The sequence below is a fragment of the Succinivibrio dextrinosolvens genome (genome assembly GCF_900116345.1).
GTDB classification, from domain to species: domain Bacteria; phylum Pseudomonadota; class Gammaproteobacteria; order Enterobacterales; family Succinivibrionaceae; genus Succinivibrio; species Succinivibrio dextrinosolvens_B.
This window is the reverse complement of the sequence record NZ_FPAH01000025.1, coordinates 1-15,268: the sequence shown is the minus strand read 5'-3', so window position 1 is coordinate 15,268 and position 15,268 is coordinate 1. Positions and strand designations below refer to the sequence as shown.

The window sequence follows — 15,268 nt, the reverse complement described above, 5'->3', positions numbered from 1 at the left end:
CCCGCGAGGATATTCATGATGAAATTATCCCAAAAGCTACTGATTGGTATGTTATCAGTACTGCCTTTATCTGTATTTGCTCAAATACAGAATATCACCATCGACGGAGATCACGGCAAGCTTGCTGCAATTATGCAGACTCCTGATATCAAAGGCAGCTATCCAATGGTAATCATCATGCATGGCTTCACCTCAGACAAGGATTTCGTACTTTTAGAGCAGATTGCATCAAGTCTTGAGAAAAACGGAATTGCTTCAATCCGTTTTGATTTCAACGGTCACGGTATGAGTGAAGGCAAGTTTGAGGAGATGACTGTTGCCAACGAAATTACTGATGCAAGAAAAGTTTTCGAGTATGCAAAGAATCTTCCTAATGTATCATCTGTATCACTGAGCGGTCATTCTCAAGGTGGTGTTGTAGCAAGCATGCTTTCAGGACAGCTAGGTTCTGAGAATATTAAGAGTGTTGCTCTTCTTGCTCCTGCAGCTGTACTTCGTGATGATGCTCTGCGTGGCCAGATCTTCGATGTTAAATATGATGCAATCAATCCGCCAAAGGAAGTTGATCTTAACGATCCTTACCACAAAGGTTACAAAATCGGCTATGAGTATATTAAGACCGCTCAGACAATGCCTATCTTTGAGACAGCTGCTAAATACGACGGAGCTGTATGCATCATTCATGGTTCACACGATACTATTGTTCCATACACCTACAGTGAAAGATACAACAGTACCTACAAGAACAGTAGGCTTGTTATGATCGACAAGGCAGATCATGCCTTTACAGCTCACTTTGCAGAGGTTGTAAAAACAGCAACAGATTTCTTTACCAAAGAGCTGAAAAAATAGAACTCTGTATCTCCTGATACCTTCAGGTATCAGGAAATAATCTTCCAGCGTAAATAATTTCTCTTCTGGACCACGCTTCTAGGTGTATTCAGGCGGAACTGATAAAACTGAAAACTGCTTTCCAGTATTCATCTCCAGCCTCTTTCAGAGAATCTCCATGTCCAGCCCCTTTTACAACAAGTTTTGTCTTAGGGCCTCTGCAGCTGTCATATAACTGCTCCATCATATAAAGTGGCACCAGCGTATCTTTATCACCATGGATAAACATTACCGGAACATTTATCCGAGACATTACCTTTAGTGGTGACGCATCTGAAATTCTAGCTCCGATTTTGATACCACTCACCAGATCAATACAGCTCATGACAGGAAACTCTGGTAGCCCAAAAAGTACCTCAAGCTGACGGGCAAACATCTCATAGGCACTGGTATAGCTGCAGTCCTCTATGACTGACTTCAGCCCAGGCACGTTATTATTAGCTGCAGCCATCAGAACCGAGGCTGCTCCCATTGATATCCCATGAAGTACGATCTGCGCCTTAGGATCACGCTCTATGATCTTTTTCGCCCATAAGACAATCTCCACACTTTCCTTGATACCCATAGTGATGTACTGACCTTCACTTTCTCCGGAGGCACATAAATCGGGAGTCAGAACATTCCAGTTTCTCTGGAGATATGCTTTGGCAAAGTCTCCAACATAACGCTGGTTTCTACCATAGCCGTGCACAAGGATTACCCAGAGGTGTTTCTCTGTGGCTGGGACATAGAAGGTTGCGAAGAGTTTCCTGTTCTCAGGTGCGGTTATAGTCCATTTCTCAGCAGGAGCTTCAGGCATGGATGGAACAATCACATTCCTGTCAAGAATACTGACACAGGCTGAAGGTGGTGCGAGTGGATCAGTCTCATTTCCACGCTTTAAAGCATAGTTTATAAAGTAATTGCCTATTGCATAGCCTGCAATCAGAATTATTGCAGCAACAAAAATAATGGCGAATACAAATCTTTTTTTCACACTATATGTCATGACAGGGAATCTATCTGAATACTCCTGAACCTTGAGTTTCAGCTCTTTTGTACAAATATTCAGGAAAATGCCATATCTTACAAGTAAATTACAGCTCAACTTACTTTAGAATTAGAAAGTATAGCGGGCACCTAAGGAGAATACGTTCTTAGAGTCTTTTTTATCTACCTTAAACTCAGAGAACTTTCTATCAGAACCGGCATCAATTCCAACCTCACCCCAGATATTAAAGTTAGAATTAAGTCTATAGTTAATCAGAACAGGTATTCTGCGAACTAAAGCATAATCATAGCTATTGGTAAGAGACTTTGCCTTATTGTAGCTGATCTCATAACCGAGCAAGGCAGAAAAACCGTTATTAAAGGCATATCCCACCGCGAATTCAAAGCCCTGGGATTGAATATAATCCAGGTAAGAAAGTGTCACTCCATTTACCCTGCCGGCAACAGAGCCACTCTCTCCGCTTAACAGATCAATTCTACTGTAATCATATAAAGCCGACAGATACAGACCTGAATCCATATCACTCCACGAAACACCAAAGTTCGCCTGGTCAATATCTTCAAAAGAAGCACCGTAGAAATGACTCCAGTCTGAGGCATTAAAGCCATAAACATCTGCTACGTTAGGAGTCTGTCCATTCACATGACTGAATCCTCCACGTACAGACAGAGATCCTAAAAAGACATCATCAAAGGTATAGCCAAGAGCAAGATTAATACCTGAATCAACAGCAAAACCTTCTGCCCTATCAAAATATCCTATCAGGGAGCTGGCAACTTTGGCCTGATTCTGAGAAGACAGAATGCCTAACTTTGTGTGAAAGCCCTCTCCTGCAAAACCGTATTGCAGCTGATCATCGCGGTACACAGAGTAATATTTAGGCTTAACAGATTTTGTACCGTACATATCCGATGCGTTGAAAGTTCTATAGGAAGACGCATCAGAAACTTCCCACAGAGGAGATGCAGTTGCAGATATCCAGTCGTTAAGTTTACTTTTTCCACCTATTGATATATCAGACGAATTCTGAAGTGCGGATTCGATTTCCTTAGCGTTGTTATGATTGCCACTGGACAAAACAGACTGTACACGTCCGTCCAGATAAAGAATGTTTCCATCCTTATCATAAACAGAGGCTGCATTTGCGCAGGATAGCAAAGCAACAGCCAATACGGTAAGAGGTACAGACTTAAACATGAATATGCCCGGCAATCATAACAAAACCATTTGGGGAGCATTTTTGAGTATAGGAGAAATCCTCGATTAAGATTTCAGTGAGATCACAGTTTTAAATATCTTTTTTTGATCTAAATTATCATTTTGAAAATATAGATAAAACTTAGAAAAATTAAGAGGTTACGATCACATTAAATGCTATTTAAAGGGCTAATACAGAAGGACCGATAGAGAGAGAAGATAAAAAACGCTCAGCCTAAAAAGGCCAAGCGTCTGATTGAAAATCTAAACAGAATTACTTAACAAAGCTCATTGCTGAACGAGCAATCATCAGCTCTTCGTTTGTAGCGATAACAAAGACCTTAACTGATGAATCTGGAGTAGAAATAGTCTGCTTATCAACGCCCTTGAATACCTTTGCGTGCTCATTAGCAGCATCGTCAATCTTAACGCCGAATGACTCTTCAAGCTCTTTTAGAACGAACTTACGAGTGGTTGGACCATTCTCACCAACACCGCCAGAGAATACGATTGCATCAACATGTCCTAGTGGTACATAGTATGAAGCGATGAACTTAGCCAGTCTGTAAGCATACATCTCTAAGGCAAGCTTACATCTCTCGTTACCCTCATTGTAACCGGCAACGATTGGACGGAAGTCTGATGAAATACCAGAAGCTGCTAACATACCAGACTTCTTGTTGAATACTTCCTTAACCTCTTCTGGAGTCATGCCCATCTTGTCGCATAGGAAGAATACAACTGAAGCATCGATGCTGCCGCAGCGGGTACCCATGATAAGACCGTCAAGAGGGGTTAAACCCATTGAGGTATCGATACACTTGCCGCCTTTAACAGCTGAAACAGAAGCACCGTTACCTAAGTGACAGGTAATGATGTTGGTCTGCTCAAGAGGCTTGCCTAACAGCTTTGCAGCTTCCTGTGACAGGAACATGTGAGAAGTACCGTGAGCACCATACTTACGCAGGTGAAGATCGGTGTAATACTCCTCTGGAATTGCGTATCTGTAAGCCTTAGGAGGCATGGTCTGATGGAATGCGGTATCAAATACAGCAACATGAGGAATTGAAGGGAAACTTGCTCTTGCAGCGTCAATACCTAAAAGGTGAGCAGGATTGTGAAGAGGAGCAAAAGGAATAACCTTTCTGATATTCTCTTCAACTTCATCGTTGATTAAAGTTGGCTCGGAGTAAATATCACCACCCTGAACGATTCTGTGGCCACATGCAACAATAGAGTCAAGTAGAGCCTGATCCTTTGCTAAAACATTCTTTACAAGATACTCAAGTGCCTTCTTATGATCAGCGCCTGCGCCTAAAGACTGTTCTGTTTTATCCCCACCATTGAACTTCCATGAGATTCTAGCATCTTCAAGGCCTAAAGCCTCTGCAAGACCGTTTAGAAAAACATGACCATCTTTAGGATCTAAGATAGCGAATTTTACTGAAGAACTTCCGCAATTTACGACCAATGCGGTCTTTGGATAATTATTCATTTGAGCACCTAAATTTCTTCAACTATTTTTATGAACAAAATTACAATTAAGTAATAATTTTCTTATACAATAAGATTTTACCATTATGTACCTATAGTTACTAAACAAATGTGACATAAAATGTAGAATTGATACTTGATATATACAAAAATTCACGTATTTTGAGTAAATCACATTTTTTTGTTTAATTTATAAGGCAATTTGAAATGATTGATGTTGCTGATTTAAGAAGAAGTTACACTCAGGGCGGACTTGAAGAGTCTGATTTAACCGAGCATCCTATTGATCTTTTTGAAAAATGGCTTAAACAAGCCATTGATTCACAGATCTACGATCCAAACGGTGTCGTTGTAAGCACAGTCGACGAAACCAATCAGCCTTATTCACGAATGGTACTGCTAAAAGACTATGATCGTGAAAATTTGATTTTTTACACAAATTTGGGCTCACGTAAGGCTCAGCACATCAAAAATAACCCAAAGGTATGTCTTCTCTTCCCTTGGTATATGCTTGAGCGCCAGGTTATGTTCATCGGTGAAGCTGTAAGACAGTCAACAGTTCAGGATTTAAAGTACTTTCACTCAAGACCAAGAGGAAGCCAGATCGGCGCATGGGCCTCAAATCAGTCTCATCTGATTTCTGCAAGAGGAATTCTTGAGAGCAAGTTCCTTGAGATGAAGGAAAAGTTCAAGAACGGAGAAATACCTCTGCCTTCATTCTGGGGCGGATACAAAGTTAAATTCAATAAGGTTGAGTTCTGGCAGGGACGAGAGAACAGACTGCATGACAGATTTATCTATGAGCTAAAAGATAATGTGTGGCAGACTCCTGTTCGATTGGCTCCTTAAGAAAAAAGCTAAATAAAAAAGGCACTGTATACAAAATATATAGTGCCTTCCTTGAACCTGGAGTAAGTTTTAGAAAACTACAGTCTTATTGCCGTGAATAAATACCTTGTCATCTAAAACCTTGTTAACGGCTCTCATCAGAACCATCTGCTCAACATCGTGACCAGCCTTGGCCAGAGTCTGAGGATCATAACGGTGGTTTACCTTGATAACATCCTGCTCAATGATAGGACCTTCATCCAGATTGTTAGTAACGAAGTGAGCGGTAGCACCGATAATCTTCACACCTCTGTCATATGCCTGATGATATGGCTTAGCACCGATAAATGCAGGAAGGAATGAGTGGTGAATGTTGATAAGCTTACCTAATGGATAGTGATTTACAAAGTTAGGAGACAGAATTCTCATGTACTTTGCCAGAATCACGTAATCAGGATTGCACTCGTCAATCACGTCCATCATGTTCTTTTCCTGTTCTTCCTTGGTAATACCTTCACAGGATACAAGCTTGAAAGGAACACCGAACTTCTCTGCTAAAGCTCCTAATTCAGGATAATTACCTGCAACCAGAGCGATATCCGCATTCATTGCGCCTGAATAGGATTTCATCAGAAGTTCACCAAGACAGTGGGATTCCTTGGTTACCAGAACACAAAGCCTGCGCTTGGATTCATCCTTAAGACGGACAATGGCACCGTCAGGCAGAACGTTGATAACAGTATTGATTAGAGTCTCAGAAATCTTTTCATCACTGAAGTTTCCTTCGATAACGGTTCTCATAAAGAATCTGTTATCTTCGTGAGAAGCAAACTGATCCTGACGAATAACGTTCATATGAAACAGGAAGCAGACATTGGTAATCTTTGCAATAAGACCAACATCATCCTTGCACTCGGTTAAAAGAATTCTTCTTTCCATAATTACTTCTTTCATTGCCAACTCTTAAATTAGATATTCCTGTAAGCATATACAAATTTGAGTAAATATGGAACAGAAAGCCAAAATGAACCACAAGCGTGCGCTCTATAACAGTGCAAAGAGCCAATATTTTCAATTCTATATACATTTATGAGAATGTGTTTACAATGAAATCATGACTAGTGCGTTTCATTTATTAAACAAAGGATAAGGAATAATCATAATGGCAATAGAAGAAAAACTACCTGCTCTAGACAAGTATGCAACCCTTATCATTCCTGGTAAGGATCCGATTCAGCTTCCAATTCTGAAAGGAGCAATCGGCCCTGAGGTTATTGATATCAGAGAATTGGGCAAGCAGGGTTATTTCACCTATGATCCTGGCTTTGTATCAACCGCATCATGCACATCAAAGATTACATTCATTGACGGAAAGAACGGTATTCTTCTATACAGAGGATATCCAATCGACCAGCTTGCAACCAAATGCGATTATCTGCAGGTCTGCTATCTGCTGTTTAAGGGAGAGCTTCCAACCAAAGAGCAGTATCAGGAATTTGTACACCGAGTAAAACACCACACCCTGGTACATACCCAGATGGAATCCCTGTTCCAGGCCTTCAGACGTGATTCCCACCCTATGGCTGTGCTGTGCGGTGTGGCTGGTGCGTTATCAGCCTTCTATCATGACAAGCTGGATATTTATGATCCAGAACATCGTGAACTTACAGCGGTACGACTAATTGCTAAGATGCCAACACTGGCTGCCATGTCATACAAATACTCAATCGGACATCCTTTTGTCTATCCACGAAATGATCTGAGCTACACTGCAAACTTCCTGCACATGATGTTCTCTACCCCATGTGAGGAGTACAAGGTAAATCCTATTGTTGAAAAAGCTCTGGACAGAATTTTCACTCTTCATGCTGACCATGAGCAGAACGCCTCTACCTCATCAGTTCGTCTGGCAGGTTCTTCAGGAGCCAACCCATATGCTTGTATTGCTGCCGGTGTAGCTTCTCTATGGGGACCAGCCCACGGCGGTGCCAACGAAGCATGTCTGCGTATGCTTGAAGAAATCGGTTCTGTTGACAGAATTCCTGAATACATCGCAAGAGCCAAGGATAAGAATGATCCTTTCAGACTGTTCGGCTTTGGTCATCGTGTATACAAGACCTTCGATCCTCGTGCAATCGTTATGAGAGATACCTGTCATGAGGTTCTGGATGCACTTCATATCGAAAACAATCCTCTTCTGAAGATTGCAACTGAGCTAGAAAAGATCGCACTCAACGATGAATACTTTGTAACCAGACATCTGTATCCTAACGTTGATTTCTACTCAGGAATCATCCTGAACGCTATCGGTATTCCAACCTCAATGTTCACCGTAATCTTTGCTCTGGCAAGAACCATCGGCTGGATCACTCACTGGAATGAAATGCATACCAATGATGCTGACTTCAGAATCGGAAGACCTCGTCAGGTATACACAGGAAAGGAAAAGCGAGACGTAAAACCATTCAGAAGCAGAAATTAAAACTCACAATTATGCAAAAGAAGGATCGTCCTGATCCTTCTTTTTGATCCTGCTCAATATCCACGTAAATCATATCCCAAATCATTTTTTCGTCCAAACGACAGCATTCCTCCCCTGATTTAGAGAAGTTAAGCTTTCTTCCTGTTTTCTAACAATACTCCGTCGAATTTACGAAATACATAGTCCCCCCAAAATATCCTTAAAATACAAATGCGAGTATTTTTTTGTAGATACAAAAATACATATATGTGAGTATATTCTCATTTTTTTTTCCGATCATGAACCATACTTAATTCTATAGTTTCGTAATAAGTACGACTCTAATACATGAATTCAATATACGTGCTGAGCCTAGGCTTATGTATATCAAAAGACCATCTGGAGAGGTAGCATATGACTGATCAAATCAACAGACAAAACTCTTTTACTGAAAACTACAACAATCCTCTTCTTAATGATAGTTTTGATGAAAACGAGATTAATAATGACGATGGCAGAAAGACCATCAAAGAAAAAAATCACAATCCAAATAACAGATCTATTGAAGATCAGACCAGAAGCTTAATTCCAGAAAAGGACTTTGAGATTGTACAGATTCCGATGATCAAGGAAGCCCTTACCGAACCTAAGAAAACAGCAGAACTGATTCTTAAAAATCCGGAAAAACTCTCTGCCCAGATTGAAGAAAGAATTGTTCCTAAGAAGTCTCGCTTCTCCTTTTTTGAAAAGGTACTAACCGTACTGACATTTGGTATCGGCTATTTCGTCTTCAAAGATGAACACGATATTGATGATCAGTATCTAAAACTTAAGAATCAGAGAGAAGCAAAGGAAATAAAAAAGGGAGTAAAGGCGCTGCAGGCAGGTCTTAAGACCTTTCCAAATCGAAAAGAATATGAGCAGAACTTTATCATCGGCGGCAATACGGTCAAATTAAGACAGACCGCTGAAAACAAACTCTTTGCCACCTTCGAGGAAGGTAATCTCAGAACAACCTTCGAGCTGCCTCTAACAGCCTCTCAGTTAAGAGCTCAGCTAGAGGACGACATCATAACTCATCCGGCTCTGTACGGAAAAGAAGCCGTTGAGAATATCATTGGTGGCCCTGTTAATCCAGAGGATGAAGATGAACCCGAGATTGAAGAGACCAGTCGAACCAGAACTCTTTATATCAAACTTATTTCAGCTCAGACTCAGTTTTCCAATGTAGATTTCACGCTGATGCCTACTGAGACAGTGCGAAACTGTGCCCTAGCGATTTTAGACAATCTAAGGAATAAAACCACGGCTCAGGATGAAGTTAAAAAGATTCTGACCAACTTTGCACAGCTGAATCAACCAGGAGAAAAGCAGGATAAAATCAACTCAATTATGACCTCCGAGCTGTTATCAAAGCTTGACAAGGAGGATGAGAAGCAGCTTGAGTCAAAGGTTGACGTAAAGAATCTTGATCTTGAAAAACAGAATCAGATAAAAGAGCAAAGAAAGATAAGCCAAAAGAATATCGAGGAAATAGAACAAAAGACTCTGGATAGTCTTAACAACATAGATATTCAGAATGAAAAAAATAAAAAAACAAATGATACTGTAAACTTCTACAGCAGTCTGGACAGACTGTGCCGTGAACTCTATTCCATAACACCAGACAATACTGCTCCTGGTGCAGCTCTAGCTGAAATCATAAATAAGGAAGCAGGCTGTCTGGCCAGAATTATTGCCAACCGTACTCTTCTGAACGAAATAAGAGAACCTGCTCAGAGTGTAATCAAAAAGCTAGTAGACTACTGTGAACACAACAATCTTAAGACAGGGCTACTTATCAGCAATTATTTCAAAAAACCGGATAAGACATTTAAGATTAACCTGTTTTTCGTTGAAAAGGAGGCTGAAAACCCTCTGTATAAAGGCTTCCTAAAGAAGGTTGAAACAGATTTAAGTGCAATTGAGCAGACACTTGATTGCTCAATACAGAAAAAAGCTCAGCTTTTTTCACAGCAGTTAATCACAGAACTCACTGCCAAAGAAAATCCATCCTCAGATGATCTCAAAGCAATTCTGGAAAAGAACAGTGAAGCACTGAAACAGATTTATGAGGATAAGATCTGCCTGTCATCTCTGTCAGTCTCAGTACAGGAACTTTTGGAAGAAATAGCAAAGACAAATCCAGAGTTCAAAGCCCCAATCACGCTGCCACAGGCACAGGGACAGATGGTACTGGATATAGCAGAGTATCAGAGGATGTGTTCTGATTATGTCAAAATCGGAGGAGAAAATAAGGATGCTAATGAAGCTATAAAGCAGCAGACAAAACTGTTTAATGATCACGCAGAGCTGTTATATAAGTTTAGAGAAGAAGACTTCTTAAAAAGAGTTCTCGATGAGATTTCATCTAAAAATGAAATTCAGGAAGGCTTTGCTAATAGACTGGCCAAAACAGTGGCATATCATTGCAACTCGAGCAGAGAGAAAATACAAAGTCTTGATGAATTCAAGAAAATATTCACCACCATTCAGAATGGCTTTGACCCTGCCAAGGATACAGCAAATCTAAATCCGGCAGAGCTTAAAGAGTTCAAGCAGTGTTCCGCTATATTTAAAGAGCTGGACACAAACGCATATGCTCTACAGATGCATGAATTTACCGGGAAGCTCTCAGATGCTTTAAGTAAAGATATAGCAGATGGTAAGTCTACAATTGGAATAAATAAACTAAAGGAAATATTTGCGCAGAACCTTGAGCTTTTTGACAGACTGTTACTCAATCTGCCTAAAGATCATGTTGACTACAAGCAAGAGCTGCAGGATACATTCTCAGAAGCACTTGTAAATTCTCTAAAGGCAAATGTTGCTCGAATATTTGAAACTGAACAGAAGGATGGTTTTGAATTTCTTCTAGAAAAGACTCCGGAGGAGAGATTTGAGCTGTACATGGGGCTTCTAACCGACGAAGAAGAAGGAAAAGCTGTTCCAGAGCTTAAAGCTGGATTTGACAAGGCTATAGAGAGACTTGCAGATTCACTGATGCACATTTCTCCTCAAAGCTGGGACGGACTTGAACCCACCTACCTTTCAGAACTAGGCTTACAAAATCAAGATAAATATATAAGTAATATATCAACTAATATTGCAGAATATTCCGCAAAAATAACCAGCTATTTTAGGGCAGTAAAACAAGAGAAGCCCGCTATTGAAAAACAGCTGAGTTTTGAAAAGAAGCTTGAAGATGAGAAGGTTCATAATTTCTTTGCAGATCTGATTCTGAATTTTGACGGCAGCAAATATGATTCGGTAATGGGGGATCCTAATGCAAAACCGGGCACCAGAATTATAAATACAATTCTGGAGCATCTCGATACATTCAACAGACTTATATCCGATCCTAACACCATAAATTCACTGCCGGAAAATATCCGTACAACGCTGGGCTCAGCATTAGGAGAAATTCGCGGTCAGCTGCTGCTTGAACAGCTTGAAGGAGTGAATGATCCTCCTTTAGGAGGAGAAAGACTTCCTGATGTTTGGGAGATTCTCGAGCAGGTTGCAGCATCTCCTCTGTTTGAGAAACTCAACATACAGACTCCCGCAACTCCAAAGAACTACGAAGATCTGATTAATCACATTATCAATAACAGATCTCTGCCTTATGACACCCTTTGTAATGTGGTCACTACCCTTGGAGATCAAAAACGTATTGAAAATGCGGTTTATATCAAGTTTGTGGAGCAGCTGGCTGGTCTGTCAGCCCAAAAGGAGGAGTTCTCTCTAAAGGAGCCATTTAAGAAGGTAGATACTCCAAATGATGCTACCTTAAAGAACATAATCAAACAGAAACTACTGCCACTGCAGCTGATAAAAGATCTTACCCTTGCCATGGATGCAAAAGGCTATCTGCATGAATTCAAAGCGAACACCTTTATTGGCATGGCTGAAAAAGACTATGGCAATGAAGAGATAGAGACTAAATCTCCATTCATGCTTGCTAAGCCTGGTACTTTAAAGATGGGAATGCAGAAGCTGTTCCTTAAGAGCAAGCTTGAAGGTCTTCTTAAGAATAAGGACGATGAACTCTGGAAAATCATATCTCAGGCCGAAACCAGCCTAAATGCCGCGATTGAGACTCAGTCACAGATTATTGGCAACGATATCGCAGAAAAATTCAATGAGGCACTGAAATCTGATGGAGAAAATAAGGTTCCTCTTGATCCAACGAACAAGAACGTAACCTTAAAGCAGCTTCAGGATGAGGGCAACAGCTCCTTTGCCAAGACCGCCATGGGTCAGTTTATTGGAGAAGTTATGAAGACCTACTTTAAAGACATGAGCGAGATTGACAGACGCAGCATGCTCTCTTCGATGGTCCGCTATTCCAATGCTAATTCAACACCTGCGCAGATACTTGGAGCCATGTTCAAGGGAGCAGGTCCTATCATGCAGAAGATTCTGCAGAGACTGCCTCCTGAGGCTCTAAGTGATGATCTAAAGACAGCCTTTGCAGATATGAAGTGTAATCTTTCACCTATTCCAGATCGAATCATTCAGGCTCATCTTCTGGATATCGTTAACTCCTCGAACGGTGAAATCTCGAAGATCAGCGTAGTGAAGTCTCTGGGTGCAGCTTCTGTAGGACAGGCGGTACTGTGCAGGTTCTATACAAAGGATCATCCAGAAGGTGTTGATAAGGTGGTCAAGTTCCTAAGACCTGATGTTCAGAACCGTGCGGAACGAGAAAAGAAGATCTTCATCGAAGCTGCGAAGAAGGTTCCTGGTATGGATGTAACTTTTGCAGGTGATCTCAAGACTATTCTGGAAGAACTGGATCTTACCGTCGAAGCAAACAATGTAGAAAGCGGTCAGATATACAGCAACAACTCCACCAAGGTCAAGAGCATGACTCTAAGCCCTCTGGTTCGCCCTACTACAGACGTGATGGTACTTGATCTTGCTCCAGGTATAACTCTGGATAAATGTATCAGAGATGCAAACGAAAACACCAAGCTGATGTTGCGTCCATTTACCCATATAGATATGAGGAATGGCACATTTATGGAACAACACAAGTTCACTGGTGAGGTAACAGACAAACTTGAGCATCAGAACTACAAGGTTTCACTAGAGAACTACAATAAACTTTCAGAACAGTATCAGACTCTGCTCAAACAGCAGCAGAATCTGATGACCTTCACCAAAAACTGGGTTACTGAAGGTATTTTCGGTAAAGGCTTCTACCATGGAGATTTACATGCAGGAAATATCATGACCTCCCCAGATCAGCTTACTGTTATCGATTTTGGTAACTGTACACAGCTTACAGAGGATCAGCAGCAGCATATTATAAAAATGATGGCAGCTGCAATGTACTCAGACAGTTCAGCCTTTATTGACTCTCTGACAGCACTACTCTCAGAGACCAGTAAGGCCAGACTCAATGAACATGTAGATAAGAATGATCCGAATACCCCTCTGGTTAAGGATCGCCTCAAGGCTGTGGTAAGTGCAGTGCTTTCAAAGGGTAGCAGAAAGGATGCCGGAGCCAGAATTCTGGTAGCACTTCAGGAATTACTGAAACTTGGAGTTGAAATGCCTGCTCCAATCTACAACTTCAGTAAATGTCAGATTGCACTGAACAACGCAATTGAAGAGACAAATAAGGCTCTTCAGGATACCTTTACTGCTATGCGTATTGCAGCTGCGAATGTAGATGTTAGACAAGATGATCCGGTATCAATCTTCATGTATAACATTGGAGCCGAGAATACTCGAGATGAAAAAGAAAGAATCAAGATAATCAACAGATTCTGCACTAACGCCAAGAAGGATTTAAATAGGCCTGAATATAAAGAGTACATACGAAGGAACCTCGATTATGTAACATCAGAAGCTGAACGAGTTGGTTCCGTATTGGCTCATATTGAAGGGCATGAAGAGCTGAAAGTCATGTATGAGGAGTATAGACAGACAGCTTTACGCAAAGCAGAACTTGAGGAGATTTTAAAGAAAATCCCTGCTCCGGGAACCGAAAATAACGCACAAAAGGAGGCAGAGAATCAGAGCTACCGTGAGCTTATAACAAAGGAGCTTGAGTCAGTAAAACTCACAGCAAATGAAATCTTTGAAGGGTTCTTTGAACAGTTCAAGGGAATCGTTGCCCAGGACATTGACGAAATTGCAGAAAAAGCCCGTGGCGCGGCTAAAGGAGCCAAGGGCTATGAAGACTTCCTCGACTGTATGGCAGAAGTACTTACTGACAAACGTTCACAGGCGGTGGGAGCTCTTGGCACAGGTAAGATCATCAAGTATGCAATTCCAATGCTGATAGACAGTCTTGCCTAGCATGTGTGCAATATGGAAAAACGGGCTACGGTACTTCCGTAGCCCAGCTATACATAGAGCCACAAAATTTAAGGAAAAGCTCAAATAAGCTCTTCCTTATTTTTTAAAAGTAGACAGTTATTTCAGGAGTTTGCAAGCTGACAGAGGTATGAATCCCAACCTTCTTTTCAAAGCTGAATGCCCTCTAATTCATCTGAATACTACAGGAACAGCTTACGCCTAAGTTCAGATCTTATTGCCTCCATGAATCAGGTTGAGATCAAAATCTAAATCAAGCCTTTTCTGCATACGTATAGCGTGACGCATTTCAGAACGGGTGATAGCAGAGCCTGCCTTATTAGGAATTCTGATGAAATTGCCGTTTTCATCCTTTCGATTCTTTATCTCATTTTCTATATCGCCGAATCTGCCTTCGAGATCAGCTCCTTTGTAATCTGCAAACTGAAACATGACAGGAATATTCTGCTCATGGAAAAAATCAAGTCCCAGCTTACTTGTCTGTCTGAAGGTTGAGTATACAAACACATTATTCAGCATCAGAAATCTTCTGGTCTTTCCTATATTGTTGTTGACGTTAGCAAACGCAATGATTTCCTCTTCAGGAGAGTCGGGATAATCATTTCTTAAAGACTGCAGCTCTTTTTCATATTCTTCCTGTTCTTTTTCATTTCTCCATCCGTTTGATAGATCAAAAAACTCTTCTAACTTTCTGTCACGTTCATTCTTATCAGGAATATTCATAATATCCAGATAACGTTTGACATCTTTTATCAGGACATTAAGTTCATTTGCTGAGATATCCGCTAGTTTGGATCTACAAAAAACTATAAAAATATATAAAAAGCTATAAATTTATAGGCGTTCTACCAAATTCCTGTTTCATCACTGCTGGTTGCTATCCCATTCATTTCTAAATCAGATAGCAGAGCCGTCAGCTCCGCAGGCTTAAGTTCGGAGCTAGCTGCTCCTACGTTTTTTATCTGTTGTCTCAGATTAATTGCTGCATTCAGGTCACGGTCTATGGTAAAGCCACATTCTGGGCATTTATACACACG

The 15,268-nt window shown here is 40.9% G+C and carries 10 protein-coding genes; 4 read left to right on the top strand and 6 right to left on the bottom strand.

Translation table 11 applies throughout. From position 1 onward, the window contains the following. Positions 1–18: 18 nt before the first annotated feature. Entirely contained in the window at positions 19–852 is an 834-nt protein-coding gene (locus BM308_RS08440) for an alpha/beta hydrolase (RefSeq protein WP_218152544.1), read from the top strand. An 88-nt stretch (positions 853–940) separates the two neighbouring features. Here BM308_RS08440 and BM308_RS08435 read toward each other — a convergent pair whose 3' ends face one another. The 3 genes from BM308_RS08435 to BM308_RS08425 form a co-directional block, all read right to left on the bottom strand. After that, positions 941–1,867: an alpha/beta hydrolase gene (locus BM308_RS08435; RefSeq protein ID WP_177214433.1), complete on the bottom strand. Its 927-nt coding sequence runs from the start codon at positions 1,865–1,867 to the stop codon at positions 941–943. Between the two features lie 123 nt (positions 1,868–1,990). Beyond that, positions 1,991–3,079 carry a TonB-dependent receptor gene (locus BM308_RS08430; RefSeq protein ID WP_074944490.1) on the bottom strand — a complete coding sequence of 363 codons (1,089 nt, stop codon included), beginning with the start codon at positions 3,077–3,079 and terminating at the stop codon, positions 1,991–1,993. A 274-nt stretch (positions 3,080–3,353) separates the two neighbouring features. Then, positions 3,354–4,574 carry an acetate kinase gene (locus BM308_RS08425; RefSeq protein ID WP_074944489.1) on the bottom strand — a complete coding sequence of 407 codons (1,221 nt, stop codon included), beginning with the start codon at positions 4,572–4,574 and terminating at the stop codon, positions 3,354–3,356. Positions 4,575–4,780: 206 nt separating this feature from the next. Between BM308_RS08425 and pdxH the strand changes: the two genes are divergently transcribed. After that, entirely contained in the window at positions 4,781–5,422 is a 642-nt protein-coding gene (pdxH, locus tag BM308_RS08420) for a pyridoxamine 5'-phosphate oxidase (protein WP_074944487.1), read from the top strand. Between the two features lie 69 nt (positions 5,423–5,491). On the opposite strand, the gene purU is transcribed toward pdxH, so the two are convergent. Further along, positions 5,492–6,340 carry a formyltetrahydrofolate deformylase gene (gene purU / locus BM308_RS08415; protein ID WP_074944520.1) on the bottom strand — a complete coding sequence of 283 codons (849 nt, stop codon included), beginning with the start codon at positions 6,338–6,340 and terminating at the stop codon, positions 5,492–5,494. Between the two features lie 223 nt (positions 6,341–6,563). On the opposite strand from purU, the gene gltA reads away from it, so the two are divergent. Continuing rightward, positions 6,564–7,883, top strand: a complete 1,320-nt coding sequence (gene gltA / locus BM308_RS08410) for a citrate synthase (protein ID WP_074944485.1) — start codon at positions 6,564–6,566, stop codon at positions 7,881–7,883. A 393-nt stretch (positions 7,884–8,276) separates the two neighbouring features. Continuing rightward, on the top strand, positions 8,277–14,213 hold the full coding sequence (locus BM308_RS08405; protein WP_074944484.1) for an AarF/UbiB family protein: 5,937 nt from the start codon (positions 8,277–8,279) through the stop codon (positions 14,211–14,213). Positions 14,214–14,438: 225 nt separating this feature from the next. On the opposite strand, the gene BM308_RS08400 is transcribed toward BM308_RS08405, so the two are convergent. Then, the gene (locus tag BM308_RS08400; protein ID WP_074944482.1) at positions 14,439–14,954 is read right to left on the bottom strand and encodes a hypothetical protein; all 516 of its coding nucleotides are present in this window, start codon (positions 14,952–14,954) and stop codon (positions 14,439–14,441) included. A gap of 122 nt (positions 14,955–15,076) precedes the next feature. After that, the coding region (locus BM308_RS08395) for a zinc ribbon domain-containing protein (protein ID WP_143098587.1) at positions 15,077–15,268 on the bottom strand (192 nt) is incomplete at its 5' end.